Consider the following 17,755-nt stretch of genomic DNA (forward strand, 5'->3'; position numbering starts at 1 on the left):
TTCCCTTCGGTCAGGTCCCCAAATGAGGTAGTGGTCAGTCGGGTGGAAAGACCAACTCGCTGCGCTCAAACATGTCTTCCCACAATTCCCGACTGACCACTACCTCATTTGGCAACGTCCCAATGCGGAATTCACGTCAACAACAGCAGCAACGTCAACAGCAACGGCAACGGCGACAGGTGGCAAGCTTTTTGTATTGGCATACTCAAGCAACGGTATTTGAGCAGGAGTTTGAAGCGAATTTGCGGACTAATTGCGTGCTGATCGATTTTTCTGAATAGCGCTACTCAGCGCTATCCAGGTACCGCTGGTTGAACACGTCAATACGCCGCTCCGCCTGTTCCGACAACGAACCGGCTACCGCCATTGCCAGCCGCGTCAAGCACTCGGTATCGGAAACATTCAACGTCGGCGGACAAGCCGGATCGCCTTCCTCCCGCGCCTGATTGCTGGCGTGGATCAAACCCAGACACGTTTGAATACCTTGAGTCATATCCAGCGTGTGGGCCAGGAATTGCATGTTTGCATCGAAGCGCAGTTCTTCGATTAGCCAGGACAAGGGCTGGTGGTCGGCTTTAATCGATTGATGGGGGAATTGTGTTGACGAGTTAATGCTAGTCATAACGAGCTCCATGATTGCGTTTAAGCCGGCTCTCGCTTCCAAACGGGAGGGCGGCAGATGGCAAGGTTGGAAGACCGGTGCAAAAAGGAAAACCGGCAGCCCGAAGGCTCCCTACCATTGCCGCCCATAGGGACGTACAAAGGTAACGCACAAGAAAAAACCGCATGGCGCGGTTTGTGCGCTTTTTGCAATCCAGGCTTCCAAACCTGATCCCTGTTTTTTTCAGGGACGAACAACTATAAACGCTATTTGTTGCTTCGACAATTAAAACCTGAGCAGGCGCTCGCTGATGTTGCGGTTGCGGTTGCGGTTGCTTTTGACTTGCCCCGCATTGGGACGTTGCCAAATGTGGCGCGTGTCAGTCGGGAATTGTGGGAAGACATGTTTGAGCGCAGCGAGTTGGTCTTTCCACCCGACTGGCACGCGCCACATTTGGGGACCTGACCGAAGGGAAGGCAACGGCTTTGCGGTCGCCTTTTCTTTGCTTACTTTCTTTTGGCGAAGCAAAAGAAAGTGAGTAGCTGCCGGGCTACCCCCGGCGTGCATCCACGGAGTAGCTAACGTTTTAGGTAACTACGACCGTTCACCGAACGCAACGGCAGGTACTCCGTGGCCCGTCAATTGGGGTCAGAGTAATTTACGACGATGAAGCCGTCGTAAAAAAACTCTGACCCCAATTGACTAAGGAAGTGAGTGGCTGCCGGACTACCCCCGCATCAGCCGCGCACTGGTTCTCTTTGAAGAACATCGACACCGATGTGGCATAGCTGTTTTTCCTGAGTTCTTCTTTGCAAGGCGTGCAATATGGCCAGGCTGTTGGCGGCAGGTTCCACCGGTTGGGTTCTGGTTTTTGTGATCTCTTGATGGAGATCCTTGATCTCGGCGATGGCGCGCTGGTTGCGTGGGTTGCATTCGAATATCGACAGGCCTTGATCGAAGATGCTGCGGTCGTCTATCCATTCATGGATTGCTGTGTCGGCTAGTGTCGATGTCAGGATTTCTTTTGCTACGAGCCGGGCGGGATTGGTCTCGGTTATAACGTCGCTAGCAAAGGCACTCATGGCTTGGATTTCTACTATCAGTACACGTAACGCCGGGTTGAACAGGCGCAAGGTTTCGATGCGTTGGATCAGGGCTTCCCGGTTGATGTTTTGACGAGCATGGACTGGAATTACCAGCACATCGGTAGCGACCAGCAGCGCGTCGGTAATGCGGACATTGCTGCCATCGGCGTCGATAATTATTTCCTGATAGCGGCTGCGATAGTAGGAGGCCGGATCTTCCAGTTCCGATTGCAGATCTTCGCTGCTGCGCATGACTATCTTCGATTTGCCGCCAGCGCCGCTGCGGCTGCGCCTTGCGTTCCAGCTCAGCGCATACTGCGCAGCAGTGGCGTCCACCAGCAATACCTTGCGGTGGTCAAGCAAGCAATCTGCCGCCAGATTGAGCGCAATTATTGAACGTTTGGCAAATTCGTCTGCGCTGAAAATTGTGATGATCATGATAGGTCTCGCATAGCAACTCTGATGAAACCAGTCTAGATAAGCGCGTATAAAGATGTCGTAAAAATGCGAGCGGATTGTATAAACGGAGGCTAAAAAAAAAGCCAACCGCTGGGTTGGCTTTCCTCCAGCATGAAACCATGCATGGGCTTACATGCTCGCGGCCGGCTCCGGCCCCAGTTCCAGCACCCCGCGCAATTCCTTCTTGGCGGCGTCGAACGCGGTTTTGAAATCGTCCCGGGCTTGCAATCTGGCGGCGATCACAGTGCCGGTAATGCGGCCGGTCTCGATGTCGGAACGGTAGTGGACGCCGCCGACGATGCGGTTGTTGGCGTATTCAGCGGCACGCGCCATGATCTCGGCGCGCTTTTCCGGCACCATGTTGGACAACACGATGCCCATCAGCGTACCGGCGGTGGCGTGGCCCGATGGATAGGCGCCGGAGTGCGACAATTTGACTACCGGCTTGACCAGGTCGCTATACAGGTACGGACGCGGGCGCTTCCAGATATCTTTGTAAGTGTCGACCACGGCGCCTTCCGATGCGACCACGCGCAGGAAAAACTTGGTGAACAGCGGCAATTGATCGGGTTTGAATCTGACTCCCATTACATCGGCAAAACGCCAGATGTCTTCCGTGGCGTCGGCTTGCGAACGCGCCACCATTTCCGGTGTGCGCGCGACTTGCAGAGCCAGGATTTCGCCAAGCTCGGCCTTGGTCTGCGGGGAATCGTTGGCGGGTGGCGGCGGCAACAACTTGATCAGGTCGATTTCCTTGGATGTGATAAACGGATTTTCCTCGCGCGCCAGCACCGGAGCGCTACAGGCGACGAAGGACATGAGCAGTACGGAGGCAATGAATTTACGCATGAACGGTACTTTCAAATAAAAACGCGTTGATAAAAATGGGATCGATTCACAAGATTGATTCACAAGCCTGATTCACAAGCTTAAATCGCAAGAGAAAATCAGCATCAAGATTTGAATTCGACCCAGACCTGATACACATGATCCTTGCCCTGCATCTCGGCCGGGGGCGCCGGATAACTGGCGTTCTGCACCGATTGCAGAGCGGCGCGGTCGATCATGCCGACGCCGCTGGCGGTGACGATCCGGGCCTGGCCAGCGACGCTGTCGCGCAGATGGAATTCAAGCCGTACGCGGCCGGAAAAATGCAAGGCCGCCGCTGCCGGCGGATACACCACGGCAGCTTGCACCGCAGCCTTGACCTTGGCCGCGTACTCAGCGTTTGGCGCGTCCTTGTCGCCGGCGGGCGGCGCTGCTGGCGGCGTCCGTACCGGTTCGGAAAACGCAGTCGGCGCTGCGGCGGCTGGCGCCGGTTCGCTGGGCGCCGGCTCTGGAGTCGGGACGGCTGCTGCCGGCGCTGCGGGTTTCGGCGGCGCCGTTTTTGTCTTCGGCTGAATCTGTGGCTTGGGCATGGCGACCGGCGGCGGCGGAGTTGGCGGGGTCGGCGCTGCTGGCGGCTTCGGCTCCAGCGGCGCCGGTTCTTCAGCGACCAGCGTGATCGGCACCGGTTCCGACAGGGCCGGTCTGGACGATACAACGCCGGTCAGAATCAGCGCCAGGCCGCCGACGATGGCCAGTTCGGCCAGGATCGCCAACGCAAAGGCACGACTCGGAAAATGGCGAAAAATAGTCAAGATTGCCGCCCTTATTTACTATCGCCGTTGCGCGTAGCCAGGCCAAGCTCGGTGACGCCGCCCTTTTTGATCGCATCGATGGCCGCCATCACTTGCTGCAGCGAGGCGCTCTGATTGCCGGCGATGGTGACGGCGGTTTTGCTACTGTCTTGCTGGCGCAATTTGTCGGTCAATTGCGCCGGCGTCAGCTGCTGGCCCTCCACCAGCAATGTGCCGTCTTGCTGGATTTCCACCAACAGTTTGGGCGCGGGAATGCTGACCGCTGTGGAGCTGGTCGGCAGCTTGGTCAGATGGCCGGAAGCCGGGATCATGCGTAGCGTCAGCATGGCAAAAAAGACTAGCAGGAACAGCATGATATCGATCATCGGAATGATTTCTATCCTGGCCTTCTTGGTTTCCAGATAACGCATCTCAAGCCCTCGCCGCCGGATGTGAAATCGACTTCACATTGGATGCAGCCGACGCCGCCCGCGTTTGCATCCGTTCGTGGCGATTGAGCAGCATGATCTTGATGGTTTCCAATTGATGCAGCACGATCCGCACGCGGGTATGCAAGGCGTTGAAGAAGGCCAGCCCGATCATGGCGATAAACAAACCGGAGGCAGTGGCAATCAACGCTTCGGCAATGCCGCCGGTCACCTGGGCTGCGCCGTTTTGCGCGTCGCCGAGTACATGAAAAGCGTTGAACATGCCGATGATGGTGCCGAACAAACCCAGCAACGGCGCCAGCGTGACCACGGTATCGAGCAACCACAACGAGCGGTCGAGGGTCGGCACTTCATGCATGATGGCTTCTTCCAGATGGCCGTCGAAGGCAGCGCGGTCGCCGTTGGCCGGTTCTTGCTGCAGCACCTCGAACAGACGGCCGTGCGGCAGCCGCGCCAATGTCGGCGGCAAAGTCGCAGCTTGCTCCAGGCCACCCTCTGCGCGCTTGAGCATGGCAATGATCTGCTCGCCGCCGTGCTGCATATTGGACAGGTAGCGCGCGCGTTCGATGATCACGGTCAGAGCCACCAGCAGCAGCACCAGCATCAGGTAAAGCGTGCCGCCTGAATCGTTGGCCAGTTCGAATAAATGTGAAATGTTCATGATGCGATTTCCATAAAAATGGGGAGCAAGCTCCCCGTTCGTCCAATACTTAGAAATCCAGGTTCAGCGCCAGCGACAAGCTACGCGCCGGCAACAGCGTCAACACATCGCCCGGCGCCGGCGCCGAGGTAGTTGTCGTCGCCGGATTGACGCCAACGATGCTGTGCTTGTCGAACAGATTGTTGACGCCGAACTGGATCTTGGCCTGCTTGATGAACTGGGTCGGGTGCTTGATGGTGTAGTTGACGAATAGATTGGAAATGGTGAACGGACTGATCTTGACTGCCTGATGGACGTTGCCGTTGTCGTTGTACAGGGTGCCGACGCGCTTGTTGAGCCAGCCGATATCCCAGCCGCCCTGGTTGTAATTCAAGCCCAGCGTCTCGGTATCGCTAGGTGCATTGGCTACCCATTGGCCGTTGGCGAATTTGGCGGTGCCGTAGGTGGCGTTGGCGTACAGGCTGAAGCCGGCGCCCAGCACCAGATTGCCTTCTGCTTCGACGCCTTGGGTAGTAGAGCTGCCGTTGGCGAAGAAGGTGGTATTGCCGGCATTGTCGGTGAAGGATGAATAGGCGTTGTCGAACTTGATATGGTAGGCGTCGATATCGAAGGTGAAGCGATCGGATTTCCAGACCGAGCCGATCTGGAAAGTCTTGCTCTTGATCGACGACGGCAAGGCGGTGACGTTAGCGTTCTTGACATCGAACACACTGCTCGGCGGAATTTCATCGCCGGTGGCGTATTGGCCGTAGACCGACCAGTTCGGCTGCAACATGTAATGCACATCGATAGACGGCAGCACCGTGCTGTAGGTCGCTGCATGGGCGACGCTAGGCTTGCCGCCGAGATTGCCGACGGTCTTGCCGTTATCGGCGTACTGGGTCAGGTCCTGGCGATATGAGGAATACTTGATACCCGGCGTGATTTTCAAATCTTTGGCGACCTGGAACTCATATTCGACAAACGGCTGCACGGTAGTGGTCTTGAAGCGCTCGTGAAAATTCGGCAGCACGGCGTCTACCCAGGTGCGCGGATCGGACGGGATCTGATAACGGTTGGTGTCAGCGTTTTCCGTCCATAGGCCGGTGCGCAGAATGCCGAAGCTGGATTCCTGACTCAGGCGCAGCAGATTGCCGTAGGTGCGGTAGCTGTTGAGCTTGTCGGTGGCGCTGGTGGCGGTGATGGTGCTGCCGTTGTAGTTCTGCTGGTTGTGATAGGCGTAGGTGTAGAGCTTGTCGTCCAGCTTCCAGCCGCCGCCCAGGTTCGAGCTGAGGCCGGCGTATTCGAAATCCGAGGTCACGTGGTAAAAATTGTAGCCCCAGTAGTTAGCTTGCTTGGGATCGTTGCTGAGTAAATAAGCATCGCCGAATTGCGCTATCTGGGCCCGGGTCGCGCCCTTGGTATTCGGCGTATTGGATTTCAGGTCGATATAGGAACCGAACAGGGTCAGAGCCGTATTGTCGGTAATCGCGTACTGATATTTGAGCGACACCGCATCGCGTGTCTGCTTGTTGTAGCTTTGATAGCCGTTCGACGTCATCTGATGCGCGTTGAGCAGCAGGTTGGAAGCGCCGTCGCCGCCGAACTGGCCGCTTTCAAATTCGGCGCCGTAGATCTTGGTGTTGAACGAGCCATAGGAATCGAAGGCGCTGATGCGCCGCTCCGGCTCCAGATTGCGCGACAGCAGGTTGACCGAACCGCCGAAGTTGGCCGGGCCGATGGTGGCGGCCGAACCGGGGCTGCGGTCGATTACCGCGCCGCCCAGGAACTGGCTCGGGAAAAAAGCCCAGCTGTGATGCGTCGCGCTATTCGTGTCCTGAAAAGGAATGCCGTCAAAGGTGATGCTGTAGTCGCCGTCGGAGAAACCGCGGAAGAAAGTCTTGGTATCGCCCAGGCCAACGCCGTTCGGACTGTAGCTGTACATGCCCGGCGTCATCTGCAGCACCTGGCTGAAATCGGCTACCGGCGAGGTCAGGTTACGGATGAATTCATCGCTCACTATCGATTGCGCCGAACGCGCCTCCAGCGAACCCTGCACTGGCGCGGTCTTGGTAGCGGTATTTATTTTTCCGGTAATTTCAACGGCGCCGGGACCGCCGCTGGCGCTGACCGCGCCAAGATCCGTTGCTTGCTGCGCAGCGGCGATGACTGGTGCGGCCATGCACATGATGGCTAACGCTTGCAAGACTTGCTGGGTGTTCGGCTTTAAATTCGGCTTCAAACTGGGGCGCTTCATTGCGAGGTTTCCTTTTTTAGAATCGTGTCGTAAAAATCGAAAGTGAATGTGCAGTGAATTTGCAGCGATTGATTTGCGGCCGGCGAGGTCGGGCGTGCCGGCCGTAGTTCGGGGCGAAGCATAAGCTTTGAAAATTAAGCGAAAATGAGCTGCGCGGAATTTGTATTATTTATGTCAATCCCCTGCAAATTTCACGCGCTCGTCATATTCGGCTGCTATCGTCAAAGGTCGACTAAGGCGAACATCCCGATGCGCTTACTTCTGATTGAAGACGACTACATGCTGGGTAACAGCATCCGCAAAGGCTTCTATCGCTACGGCTTCGTCGTCGACTGGACCCAGGACGGGATTGCCGCCGAAGCAGCGCTGGCGGCAGAGTCTTATTCAGCGGTGTTGCTGGATCTGAATTTGCCGCGCAAATCGGGATTGGAAGTGCTGAAGAAAATGCGCTCCGACAGTAACAGCACGCCGGTGATCATTCTCTCGGCCAGCGACCGCGTCCTGAACCGGATCGAAGGACTGGACGCCGGCGCCGACGACTACCTGAGCAAACCGTTTGACCTGGACGAGCTGGCGGCGCGCGTGCGCGCCCTGCTGCGGCGTAGCGGCGGCCGCACCAGCTCGCTGCTGATACACGGTGAGATCCATTTCGACCCGGCCAGCAATACCGTCGCCTACAAGGGAAAAAATGTCGCCTTGAGCAGCCGTGAAATGATGGTGCTGGCGGCGCTGATCGAGAAACCGGGCGCGGTGCTGTCGCGCGCGCAACTGGTCGACAAGGTTTATGGCTGGAACGATGAGGTCGAGAGCAACACCATCGAAGTGCACATTCACGCCCTGCGGAAAAAATTATCGTCCAGCGTGATTCGCAACATCCGCGGCTTGGGTTATATGCTGACCGCCGAGAGTCTGTGTGTCGATTAGGAACCGCCTGCTGTTCTGGCTGCTGTCCGGATTAACCATCCTGGGCGCCTGCTTTGTGCTGGCCGATTACCTGATCGACCGTGCCCTGCTGGCCGATATCTATAACGACCAGATGAGCCAGATTGCCTTTGCCATTCCAGCCGATTTCAGCGGCGGCGATCTGGAAAGAAATCCACCGGCGCTGAAATACGACGGCGATGACAGCATCCTGCAGATCTGGGACCAGAACGGTAAACTCAGCTATCGTTCGCACGCCGGCATCTCTCTGCCGCAATTCACAACGCCGGGATTCAGCGAGGTGCGATGGCGCGATAGCGAATGGACGCTGTTCATCCGCAAGACCGACCACAACCTGATCCAGGTGGCGCAGTCCTTGAGCGGCAGGCGCAATATCGCGCTCGACCATGCACTGCGCACCCTGATCCCGCTGCTGATGTTTTTACTGATCATGGGCTTGCTGATCCATTGGAGCGTGGGCACCGGCCTGCAATCGCTGACGCGGCTGTCACAAGAACTGGCCAAGCGCACTCCCGACACGCTGGGCCGGCTGACTGCGCAAGACCAGCCGGCCGAAATCAAACCGCTGACACATGCGCTCGACACCTTGCTCCAGCGTCTGAGCGTCGCCCTGGAGGGGCAGAAAAAATTCATTGCCGACGCCTCGCACGAATTGCGCACGCCCTTGGCCACCTTGCAAATCCAGACCCAGCTGGTGGAACAATCGCTAGGCAGCGGACGCGAAATCCATGCCTTGGCCGACCTCAAGGCGGGCGTCAAACGCAGCAGCCATCTGGTTGAACAATTATTGATGGTGTCGCGCCTGGAGTCGGCCGGCATCCACGATCCGCACACGCGCTTGCAACTGCATGAGATAGCGCGCGAGGTGATCATCGATCTCATCCCGTTTGCCAACACACGCGAAATAAATCTCGGCGTAGAGCAGCTCGACGCCGGCGTCATCATGGGATCGGAACATCATTTGCACATCCTGCTGCGCAATCTGATCGACAATGCGGTGCGCTACACGCCCAGCGGCGGCCAGGTCGACGTCACGATCCATGCCAGGCAGGATGACATCCTGTTGGAAATCGAGGACAGCGGGCCGGGTATCCCAGCGGCCGAACAGGAACGCGTGTTTGACCGTTTCTATCGTTGCCTGGTGCCGCAAGCGACCGGCAGCGGGCTCGGCCTGGCGATCGTCAAGCAGGTGGCTGAACTGCATCAAGCCGAAGTACAGCTTGGACAGGCGCAACGGCTATCCGGATTGAGAGCCAGCGTGATCTTTAAGAGAGCTGTGTAGCGGGAGTTGTGTAGTGAGAGCTGTGCAGCGCTCTGCAAATTCTTGTTGACTTCAAGTTCACTTGAACTTGCATACTGCGCCGGTCAACCACTGATCTTGGGGCTTTCACATGAATCAACGACTACGCGAGCCAACCCTGCACCGCCTGCTCGACGCTAATGTCCGCTTTGCCGACGATAACCAGGGCTTCGCCAATCACTGTCCGATGGCTCTGTGCGCGCTGGCGGGAATGGGGGCGCAAGCGGCGCGCCTGCAGGAATTTTTCGATATGTGGGAGCGCCGCTTCGCCGCTGCGGCCCGGCCCGTGGTCAATCCGGTCAGCCGCGATACATGGCTGGCATGCATAGGTGACACCAATGCTTTCTCCGCCTTGCGTGAATACTTTGAGGAATGGATCTGGAGCGCCGGCGCCGATACCGTCCTTGAGCAAGTGCTGAGCCGGATACCGTTCGCCCCCGCGAGCACCGCGTTCCACGCCTTGATCCGGCTCGGCTACGGCCTGGAAGCGCAGCATGTCGGCGAAATCGCCGCCGGACTGGCAGCGCTGGTCAGCGCCAATCTGCACATCGATATGGGGGCGGAGCAGCGCGCACCGGCCGCTTCAGTGAATCAAGCGTGGGATGGTTTATCGCGCACCTTCGGTGGCGCGAAATTCACAGGCGATTGGATTACAACGCGCTTGCGAGCGGTAGTTGCCGATCCGCGGTTTCATGCAACGCTGCCGGCAGCGCCAACCCAACCAGGATTGCTCGACGACATGGCGCAGGCGGCAATTTCCCTGTATTGGCAAACCAATAATTTCACGGCCTTGCATATCGTCACCGGCCTGCATGCGGCGCGCCGCGTCCTTGCGCATTTGCCGGAAACGCTGGCGCAGCGTTTGCTGCCCGACGTATGGATAGCGGTTTGCGCCACCTATGTATCGATAGGCGCCCCGCCACTTACCGCATCAAATGCAATGCTGGATGACGATGAGCCCTTGGCCAACAGCGCGGACACCTGGCAGGATCTGTTCACCACCGCCATCGCCTCCGACGACGACCATGTGATCAAGATGGTGTACACCTGTTATTGCGAAAACCTGCGCGCGCCGTCGCCGCTTTATCTGGCGGCGGCGGCAAGACGGGCAGGTCGCATGTTCCAGATGCATTGAAGGCGCATTGACAAGCAAGTTGATCAGATTTGCGCAGTGCCGCCATCGACGAACAACTCGATACCGTTGACGAAGCTGCTGTCGTCGGACGCCAGGAATAAAACCGCCTTGGCGATTTCCGCCGGCTCGCCCAGGCGGCCCATCGGCACCAGCGTCGACAGGTGAGCGAACAATCCCTCGGTATGTTCGGCCGGCACCAAATCGCCCAAGCCCGGAGTGCGGACCGGGCCGGGACTGATGGCGTTGACCCGAATCCGGCGCGGTTTCAAATCCAGCAACCAGGAACGAGCGAAGTTGCGGACCGCTGCTTTGCTGGCGCTGTAGACGCTGAAATTTTCCGTGCCTTTGGTAGCGGTGGTGGACGCCGCCAGAATCACTGAAGCGCCATCCTTCAGCAGAGGCAACGCCTTTTGCACAGTAAATAAGACTCCCTTGACGTTGGTATTGAAGATGCGATCGAAATGCTCTTCAGTGATGGCGTCCAAGGGCAGCATGTCGCCGCCGCCGGCGTTGGCAAAAACAATGTCGAGATGGCCCGCTTTCTGCCGGATCTCGGCGTAGATGCGGTCGAGGTCGGCCAGTTGCGCCACGTCGCCGCGTATGCCAATCGCATTTTTGCCTATCGCTGCTACCGCAGCATCCAGTTCTGCCTGGCGCCGGCCGGTGATGAATACGGTAGCGCCCTGTGCTGCAAACTCCTGGGCCGAGGACAGGCCTATGCCGCTGCTGCCGCCGGTAATCAATGCTATTTTGCCTTCCAGTTTCTTGCTCATGATATTTTCCTTGTGAAGTGTTGGGGCCGCCGTTTTCCAAGTATTGGTGCGGCCGTTGATGACGACAGCTTCACTCTACTGCCATCGGATTGTTGAATAAAGTGGCAAAATACGAATACTTTATTCCCGCACGTGGATAATCCATACGCCAGGTTATTTGGCTTGGGGATAGCGAAGGCGAGCTTTTGAGAGGACGTAATGGACCAATTACTGGCTATCCGCGCTTTTGCCCGCGTGGTGGAAGCCGGCAGCTTTACCAAGGCGGCCGATTCCTTGCAGATGCCGAATGCGACGATGAGCAAGCTGATCCAGTCGCTTGAGCTGCACCTGGGCGTGAAGCTGTTGCAGCGGACCACGCGCCGCGTCGCGGTCACCGCCGACGGCGCCGCCTACTATGAAAAGACCATGCTGTTATTGAAACAGCTGGATGACCTCGACACCAGCTTCGACGCCGCCCAAAGCAAGCCGCGCGGCCTGCTGCGCATCGAATGCGGAGCCTCGCTCGCCGCTCTGGTGATTATTCCGGCGTTGCCGGAATTCCTGGCGCTGTATCCCGAAATCCGTATCGATCTTGGTGTCAGCGACCGCCACGCCGATCTCATCGGCGAGCATATCGATTGCGTGATCCGCGGCGGCGTGCTGACCGACCTGTCGCTGGTTGCACGGCATATCGGCAATGCATCATGGGTGACGTGCGCCAGCCCGGCCTATCTGCAGCAGCACGGTGTGGCGCGGCATCCGGCTGAACTGGAAAAGGATCATGTGGTCGTCAGCTATCTGTCGGCACGCAGCGGCCGCGTCATACCGATGCAGTTTGCGCGTGGCAAAGAGAAGCTGGAGATTACTGGAAAACGCACGGTTGGCGTCAATGAAAGCAATGCGCATCTTGCCGCCGGACTTGCCGGGCTGGGCGTCATCCATACGTTTGCCTACACCGCGCAACCCCACATAGACAGCGGCGCTCTACTGCCTTTGCTGCAAGACTGGCAGCCTGCACCCTATCCGTTTCACGTGGTGTATGCACCCAACCGGCACTTGAGCAATCGCTTGCGGGTATTCATCGACTGGCTTGCTGAACGGTTTTCCGCCCTGACGTATTGAATCAGCTGCGGCGGATCAGGTACGCCTCCCTGAAGGGAAATCAATTATGGAAGATCGATGATCTCGACCCAGTTCGGGTTTTTCCCCATCTCATATTGATGCAGCAAGTGCAGCGCACCGGTCTTTTGGTCGATTGCGTAGCTGCTCATGCGATTCGATTGCTGGCCGACGGCTAGCAGGAAGCGTCCGCTGGGATCGATGTTGAAGCCGCGCGGCTGGGTCTCGGTCGGGAAATTGCCGATCAAGGTCAGCGCACCGCTGTCAGGATCGACCGCAAACCCGGCGAGCGTGCTTGAAGTGCGTTCCGAGGCATACAGGAAACGGCCGTCCGGCGTCAGATGCAGATCGGCCGGGGCCAATACCGCGCCCTGGAAATCCTTGGGCCGCAGGGAAACGCTGGCCTGCAGCGTCAGGGCGCCGCTGCTGGCGTCGTAGCGATAGGTGCTCAGGCTGCCGTCCAGCTCGTTGGTGCCGTAGACGAAGCGGGCGCGGCGATCGAACAGGAAATGACGCGGACCGGCGCCATGCTTTGTTTCCACATACGGCGGTAGATTGGGCGTAACCTGGCCGCTGGCAGCATCGAAGCGGTATTGCAAAATGATGTCGCCGCCCAGGTTACTGGCGAACAGATGCGTATTGGCGGGATCGGTCGCTATCGCATGGGCTTTTTCGCGAGTCGGAATCACGGCTACCGGCGCTGCTTCGACATCGCCCTTGGCGGCGATGGGATTGATGGAAATCTTGTTGCCGGTGTAGGACGCCGCCAGCAAAAACCGGCCACTCTTGTCAGTCGCCAGATTGGCCATATTGTCGGCCAGAGGCACGCTCGACAGCAGATTCAGCCTGCCGCTTCGGCTATCGATGGCGTAGCTGCTGACCGAATACGGCAGCGAACGCAATGAGGCGTACAGGAAGCGGCGGTCCGGGCTGACCGCCAACGGCATGACGCTGCCGCCGGTTGCCACTTTCTCGACCATGGCGGCGCTGCCGTCTGCCTGGTTGAGCTGCATGACATAGATGTCGCGGCTGTCGGCGTTCGACACATACACCATGGTTCTTGCGGAGGCCGAGGCCGAGGCCGAGGCCGAGGCCGAGGCCGAGGCCGAGGCCGAGGTCGAGGCCAAGGTCGAAGTAGATGCGCTGATCATCATGCACGCCAGAGAAGTACACAGTCGAGTCAAGTGAGGATGCATTTTTTCCCGTCAGGTGATAGGCGCTGGATTGAACAACGTCAGTGCGTTATGCAATTTGTGATGCTCCGCCCAGGTTTTCTTGCGGCCGCTGGCAACCTCCAGCATCAGATGAAACAACTCCCAGCCGACCTCTTCGATGCTGGCCTCGCCGCTGGCGATGCGGCCGGCGTTGATATCCATCAGGTCGTGCCAGCGCCGCGCCAGGTCGTTGCGCGTGGCCACCTTGATGACCGGCACCGCGGCCAGGCCATAGGGTGTGCCGCGGCCGGTGGTGAATACGTGCAAATTCATGCCGGCCGCCAGTTGCAAAGTGCCGCAGACAAAATCGCTGGCCGGCGTGGCGGCATAGATCAAGCCTTTTTGCTTCAGCTTATCGCCCGGTGCGAGCACGCCGGAAATCGCGCTGCTGCCGGATTTGACGATCGAGCCCATGGCCTTTTCGACGATGTTGGCAAGGCCGCCTTTTTTATTGCCGGGCGTGGTGTTGGCGCTGCGGTCGACGCCGCCGCGGGTGAGATAGTCGTCATACCAGGCCATCTCGCGGATCATGGCTTGCGCTACATCGGCGTTGACGGCGCGCGCGGTCAACTGGTCGACGCCATCGCGTACTTCGGTGGTTTCAGAAAACATCACGGCGGCGCCGGCGCGCACCAGCAGATCGGTACAGAAACCGACCGCAGGATTTGCCGTCACGCCGGAGAAGGCGTCGCTGCCGCCGCATTGGACGCCAACCACCAGCTCCGACGCGGGACAGGAAACCCGACGGCGCTGATCGAGTTCGCCCAGTTGCTCGTCTGCGGTGGCCATGATTGCTGCAATCATGGACTCGAAACCGACGTGTTCGACATCTTGCAAACACACCACGCGCAAACCGTCTTGCTTGCCGCCGGTGTTTTGAATCGGGATCGATCCTTGCGGGAACAGCCGGCCCGGCTGCAGCTTTTCGCAACCCAGGCTGACCACCATCGCCTGGCCGCCGAAGTTGGGATTCATGCTGATGTTGCGCAAGGTGCGGATCGGAATCTCTGCGCCCGGGGCATCGATCGCCACACCGCAGCCATACGTGTGTTCCAGGCCGATGACATCGTCTACGTTCGGGTATTTGGACAGCAATTCAGCCTTGATGCGCTTGACCGCATGCTCCACCACGCCGGAAACGCATTGCACTGTGGTGCTGATCGCCAGGATGTTGCGGGTGCCGACGCTGCCGTCGGCATTGCGATAGCCGTCGAAGGTGTAGCCTTCCAGCGGCGCGGCGGCGGCAGGAATGCGCGTAGCTATCGGCAAGTTGCTTAGTTCCCGCGCCGGCGGCATCCTTACCAGCGATTCTTCAATCCAGCTGCCTTGCGCAATCGGCCGTTGCGCGTAACCGATCGCCACGCCATAGCGCACGATAGCTTCGCCTTCTGCCAGATCGCGCAGGGCGACCTTGTGCCCTTGCGGCACTTTGTCGCGCAGCACCAGCCCGCAAGGAAACACCGAACCGGCCGGCAGGCCGCCGTCGTTGGCGACGATGGCGACGTTGTCTTGCTCCTGCATGCGGATATACAGGGGCGTGTTGTTGTCTGCTGCTTGCTTGATCATGACTCCACTCCAGATAATTTCTTGTATGGCTGCCCGCCGTTGTCCAGCGGCTTGAGCTCGACCCGCTTGATGTCTTTCACAATCACCAGATAGCTGATCACCGCCAGCAAGGCATTGGCGCCGACATACACCAGCGCCCATTCGAAGGAACCGGTTTGCTTGATGATGTAACCGATCACGATCGGTGCAGTGATGCCGGCGATGTTGCCGAACATATTGAACAGGCTGCCGGTGAGGCCGATGATCTCTTTCGGCGAGGTATCCGCCACCACCGCCCAGCCCAAGGCGCCTACGCCCTTGCCGAAAAACGCCAAGGCCATGATGCCAACCACCAGCCATTGGGTATCGACGTAATTGCACAAGATCATGCTGGTCGACAGCAGCAGGCCGGCGACGATCGGAATCTTTCTGGCCCAGGTCAGCGACAGGCCGCGCTTGATCAGGCGATCGGAAATCATGCCGCCCAGTACGCCGCCAAGAAAGCCGCAAATCGCCGGCAAGGAAGCCACCAGGCCCGCCTTCAAGATCGACATGCCGCGTTCCTGCACCAGGTAGATCGGGAACCAGGTCAGGAAAAAATAGGTAATCGTATTGATGCAGTATTGGCCGAGATAGACACCGGCCAGCATGCGGTTGCTGAGCAGCTGCTTGAGATAGCCTAGCTTGACGCCGCGGTTTACCTGAGCGCTGCTGCTGTTGCTCTTGCCGTCGCCTTGCGCTGTCGCCAGGCCTTGATCCATATCGACCAGGCCGCCGCCGTCGCGGATATGCGCCAGTTCCGCCGGGCGCATGCGCGGATGCTGTTTCGGGCTATGCATCACCCGCAGCCAAATCATGCTCAACACCAGCCCGGCCACACCCATGACGACAAAAGTGGCCGACCAGCCGTAAGCGTGCGTGATCCAGGCCATCAAGGGCGCAAACAACACGGTGGCGAAATATTGCGCGGAATTGAAAATCGCCGAGGCGGTGCCGCGCTCGGCAGTCGGAAACCAGGCGGCGACGATACGGCCGTTGGCGGGGAAGGACGGCGCTTCCGCCAGGCCGACCATGAAACGCAGCATGAACAATGCAGGCACCGCCCACAAGACGCCGAGAAAATGCACGCCTCCCTGCAGCAGCGTGAATAGCGACCAGATGAAGATGCTGGCGGCGTAGACCCGTTTCGAACCATAGCGGTCAAGCAGCCAGCCACCCGGCAACTGCCCCAGCACGTAAGCCCAGCTGAAAGCCGAAAAGATAAAACCCATGGTGACCGCGTCGAACCCGAGTTCGCTCTTCATTGCAGTTCCTGCAATGGATAAAATGGCGCGATCGGCGTAATTGAAAGTTGTCACCATGAACAGCATGAACAAAATCATGTAACGCAGCCTGCCGGGTTGGGCCGCTACCGGCCCCGCCGTTTTTTCGATATTCACCTACGTCTCCTGTTTTGCCGGAGTCAGCGCCTGTATTGACCAACTTGCTTGGCCAACTTGCAACAAGGCGCTGCTCTTATTGTTCTTGAAGTTTAACCTGCGCTAAACTACGCTTATGTTATCAGTCATCCTACAACTTGAATCGTAGTATAATCAGCGAAAAATAATTTAGCAACTGGATTTACCTTTCTTGCGGCCCTCCCATGAATACACCGCTCACCGATCTTCAGCCCGCCGCCAGCGCTCCGCGCAAAAAACATCGCAACCTGGCGCAAAGCGTCGTCGCCAATATTGCCGACAGCATTCGCAACGGCAGCAGCAAACCAGGGGATAAGCTGCCTACCGAATCCGAATTGATGCGTACCCAAGGCGTCAGCCGCACCGTGATCCGCGAAGCGATTTCACATCTGCAAGCCTCGGGCCTGGTAGAGACCCGGCACGGCATCGGCACATTCGTCCTGGCTGCAAGCAGCTCCGGCAATTTCGACATCGATCCGGAAACCGTGGTCACCATGCGCGATATCCTGGCCATCCTGGAATTGCGCATCAGCCTCGAAGCGGAGGCCGCCGGACTGGCGGCGGCGCGCCGCAACGATGAACAACTGGCGCAAATGCGGCTGGCGCTGGACGCCTTTCAAAAGAGCGCCAACGAGCACGGCGACTCGGTGGCAGCCGATGTGCAATTCCATTTGCACATCGCGCAGGCTACCGGCAACCGCTACTTTGTCGACATCCTGACCCAGCTCGGCACCACCATCATTCCGCGCACCCGGATCAACTCGGCCAAGCTGGCGCATGACGATCCGGCGGCCTACCTGGACCGCGTCCATCGCGAACACGAAGATATCTACAATGCGATCGTGCGCCAGGATCCGGAGACGGCGCGGGCCGCGATGCGGACCCACCTGAGCAATAGCCGCGAGCGTTTGCGCAAGGTGCAGGACAGCATGGCGCTGAGCTCGTAAATCTCGCAAGCCGGCGGCCGGCGCCGCACGATTGCGCTGCCGTTGCATCCGGCAGCGTTGCAAAAACAAACACAAAACTCCTCTTAGCGACGCGCTGCATCCTGGTCGCCGCTTGTCGTTCTCCCGGGTTTTTGCGCCCGACATCCCCTCTTCCGCGCTAAACAAACAGCTGTTCCCGGCTTGCATACTGCAAATCTTTGTTGTACGATGACTGATAACTTAATCGTCCGGACG

At 58.5% G+C, this 17,755-nt stretch carries 16 protein-coding genes; 5 read left to right on the forward strand and 11 right to left on the reverse strand.

The genetic code is table 11. The features are described from left to right. Window positions 1-283: 283 nt before the first annotated feature. The 7 genes from VNZ60_RS19545 to VNZ60_RS19575 all read right to left on the reverse strand — a co-directional run bounded on the left by VNZ60_RS19545 (window position 284) and on the right by VNZ60_RS19575 (window position 7,110). Window positions 284-622, reverse strand: coding sequence for a hypothetical protein (locus tag VNZ60_RS19545; protein ID WP_325662102.1), 339 nt, complete (start codon window positions 620-622; stop codon window positions 284-286). A gap of 716 nt (window positions 623-1,338) precedes the next feature. Beyond that, window positions 1,339-2,124, reverse strand: coding sequence for a hypothetical protein (locus VNZ60_RS19550; RefSeq protein WP_325662104.1), 786 nt, complete (start codon window positions 2,122-2,124; stop codon window positions 1,339-1,341). A 150-nt stretch (window positions 2,125-2,274) separates the two neighbouring features. Then, window positions 2,275-2,994 (reverse strand): acid phosphatase, encoded by a 720-nt coding sequence (locus tag VNZ60_RS19555; protein ID WP_325662106.1) that lies wholly within the window; start codon window positions 2,992-2,994, stop codon window positions 2,275-2,277. Between the two features lie 104 nt (window positions 2,995-3,098). Next, window positions 3,099-3,785, reverse strand: a complete 687-nt coding sequence (locus VNZ60_RS19560; protein ID WP_325662108.1) for a TonB family protein — start codon at window positions 3,783-3,785, stop codon at window positions 3,099-3,101. Between the two features lie 11 nt (window positions 3,786-3,796). Continuing rightward, window positions 3,797-4,195: an ExbD/TolR family protein gene (locus VNZ60_RS19565; protein ID WP_325662110.1), complete on the reverse strand. Its 399-nt coding sequence runs from the start codon at window positions 4,193-4,195 to the stop codon at window positions 3,797-3,799. A gap of 1 nt (window position 4,196) precedes the next feature. Then, window positions 4,197-4,874 (reverse strand): MotA/TolQ/ExbB proton channel family protein, encoded by a 678-nt coding sequence (locus VNZ60_RS19570; protein ID WP_325662112.1) that lies wholly within the window; start codon window positions 4,872-4,874, stop codon window positions 4,197-4,199. A 49-nt stretch (window positions 4,875-4,923) separates the two neighbouring features. Further along, window positions 4,924-7,110 carry a TonB-dependent receptor domain-containing protein gene (locus VNZ60_RS19575; protein ID WP_325662114.1) on the reverse strand — a complete coding sequence of 729 codons (2,187 nt, stop codon included), beginning with the start codon at window positions 7,108-7,110 and terminating at the stop codon, window positions 4,924-4,926. Window positions 7,111-7,359: 249 nt separating this feature from the next. Between VNZ60_RS19575 and VNZ60_RS19580 the strand changes: the two genes are divergently transcribed. The 3 genes from VNZ60_RS19580 (at window position 7,360) to VNZ60_RS19590 (ending at window position 10,487) form a co-directional block, all read left to right on the forward strand. Next, window positions 7,360-8,034, forward strand: a complete 675-nt coding sequence (locus VNZ60_RS19580) for a response regulator transcription factor (protein ID WP_325662116.1) — start codon at window positions 7,360-7,362, stop codon at window positions 8,032-8,034. Continuing rightward, entirely contained in the window at window positions 8,024-9,334 is a 1,311-nt protein-coding gene (locus VNZ60_RS19585; RefSeq protein WP_325662118.1) for an ATP-binding protein, read from the forward strand. Before VNZ60_RS19580 ends, VNZ60_RS19585 begins: the two co-directional genes overlap by 11 nt. A gap of 109 nt (window positions 9,335-9,443) precedes the next feature. Next, window positions 9,444-10,487 (forward strand): questin oxidase family protein, encoded by a 1,044-nt coding sequence (locus tag VNZ60_RS19590; RefSeq protein ID WP_325662120.1) that lies wholly within the window; start codon window positions 9,444-9,446, stop codon window positions 10,485-10,487. A 23-nt stretch (window positions 10,488-10,510) separates the two neighbouring features. Here the strand turns inward: VNZ60_RS19590 and VNZ60_RS19595 are convergent, their stop codons facing one another. After that, on the reverse strand, window positions 10,511-11,260 hold the full coding sequence (locus VNZ60_RS19595; protein ID WP_325662122.1) for a glucose 1-dehydrogenase: 750 nt from the start codon (window positions 11,258-11,260) through the stop codon (window positions 10,511-10,513). Between the two features lie 198 nt (window positions 11,261-11,458). Between VNZ60_RS19595 and VNZ60_RS19600 the strand changes: the two genes are divergently transcribed. Continuing rightward, window positions 11,459-12,361, forward strand: a complete 903-nt coding sequence (locus tag VNZ60_RS19600; protein WP_325662123.1) for a LysR family transcriptional regulator — start codon at window positions 11,459-11,461, stop codon at window positions 12,359-12,361. A gap of 44 nt (window positions 12,362-12,405) precedes the next feature. On the opposite strand, the gene VNZ60_RS19605 is transcribed toward VNZ60_RS19600, so the two are convergent. The 3 genes from VNZ60_RS19605 to VNZ60_RS19615 are packed head-to-tail and all read right to left on the reverse strand — an operon-like array spanning window position 12,406 to window position 16,499. Beyond that, the gene (locus tag VNZ60_RS19605; RefSeq protein WP_325662125.1) at window positions 12,406-13,512 is read right to left on the reverse strand and encodes a lactonase family protein; all 1,107 of its coding nucleotides are present in this window, start codon (window positions 13,510-13,512) and stop codon (window positions 12,406-12,408) included. A gap of 51 nt (window positions 13,513-13,563) precedes the next feature. Further along, a complete protein-coding gene (gene garD, locus VNZ60_RS19610) occupies window positions 13,564-15,138 on the reverse strand; it encodes a galactarate dehydratase (protein ID WP_325662127.1) in 1,575 nt (524 codons plus the stop codon). Beyond that, window positions 15,135-16,499, reverse strand: coding sequence for an MFS transporter (locus VNZ60_RS19615; protein ID WP_325662281.1), 1,365 nt, complete (start codon window positions 16,497-16,499; stop codon window positions 15,135-15,137). The genes garD and VNZ60_RS19615 overlap by 4 nt, the downstream gene beginning before the upstream one ends. Before the next feature lie 260 nt (window positions 16,500-16,759). On the opposite strand from VNZ60_RS19615, the gene VNZ60_RS19620 reads away from it, so the two are divergent. Then, window positions 16,760-17,521 (forward strand): FadR/GntR family transcriptional regulator, encoded by a 762-nt coding sequence (locus VNZ60_RS19620; RefSeq protein ID WP_325662128.1) that lies wholly within the window; start codon window positions 16,760-16,762, stop codon window positions 17,519-17,521. Window positions 17,522-17,755: the final 234 nt, after the last annotated feature.

Source organism: Collimonas sp. (genome assembly GCF_035566375.1).
Lineage (GTDB): Bacteria > Pseudomonadota > Gammaproteobacteria > Burkholderiales > Burkholderiaceae_D > Collimonas.

Coding starts and splice junctions, on each gene's coding strand:
- VNZ60_RS19545 (WP_325662102.1), bottom strand. CDS start 622: ATGACTAGCATTAACTCGTCAACACAATTCCCCCATCAATCGATTAAA.
- VNZ60_RS19550 (WP_325662104.1), bottom strand. CDS start 2,124: ATGATCATCACAATTTTCAGCGCAGACGAATTTGCCAAACGTTCAATA.
- VNZ60_RS19555 (WP_325662106.1), bottom strand. CDS start 2,994: ATGCGTAAATTCATTGCCTCCGTACTGCTCATGTCCTTCGTCGCCTGT.
- VNZ60_RS19565 (WP_325662110.1), bottom strand. CDS start 4,195: ATGCGTTATCTGGAAACCAAGAAGGCCAGGATAGAAATCATTCCGATG.
- VNZ60_RS19570 (WP_325662112.1), bottom strand. CDS start 4,874: ATGAACATTTCACATTTATTCGAACTGGCCAACGATTCAGGCGGCACG.
- VNZ60_RS19575 (WP_325662114.1), bottom strand. CDS start 7,110: ATGAAGCGCCCCAGTTTGAAGCCGAATTTAAAGCCGAACACCCAGCAA.
- VNZ60_RS19580 (WP_325662116.1), top strand. CDS start 7,360: ATGCGCTTACTTCTGATTGAAGACGACTACATGCTGGGTAACAGCATC.
- VNZ60_RS19590 (WP_325662120.1), top strand. CDS start 9,444: ATGAATCAACGACTACGCGAGCCAACCCTGCACCGCCTGCTCGACGCT.
- VNZ60_RS19595 (WP_325662122.1), bottom strand. CDS start 11,260: ATGAGCAAGAAACTGGAAGGCAAAATAGCATTGATTACCGGCGGCAGC.
- VNZ60_RS19600 (WP_325662123.1), top strand. CDS start 11,459: ATGGACCAATTACTGGCTATCCGCGCTTTTGCCCGCGTGGTGGAAGCC.
- VNZ60_RS19605 (WP_325662125.1), bottom strand. CDS start 13,512: ATGATGATCAGCGCATCTACTTCGACCTTGGCCTCGACCTCGGCCTCG.
- garD (WP_325662127.1), bottom strand. CDS start 15,138: ATGATCAAGCAAGCAGCAGACAACAACACGCCCCTGTATATCCGCATG.
- VNZ60_RS19615 (WP_325662281.1), bottom strand. CDS start 16,499: ATGATTTTGTTCATGCTGTTCATGGTGACAACTTTCAATTACGCCGAT.
- VNZ60_RS19620 (WP_325662128.1), top strand. CDS start 16,760: ATGAATACACCGCTCACCGATCTTCAGCCCGCCGCCAGCGCTCCGCGC.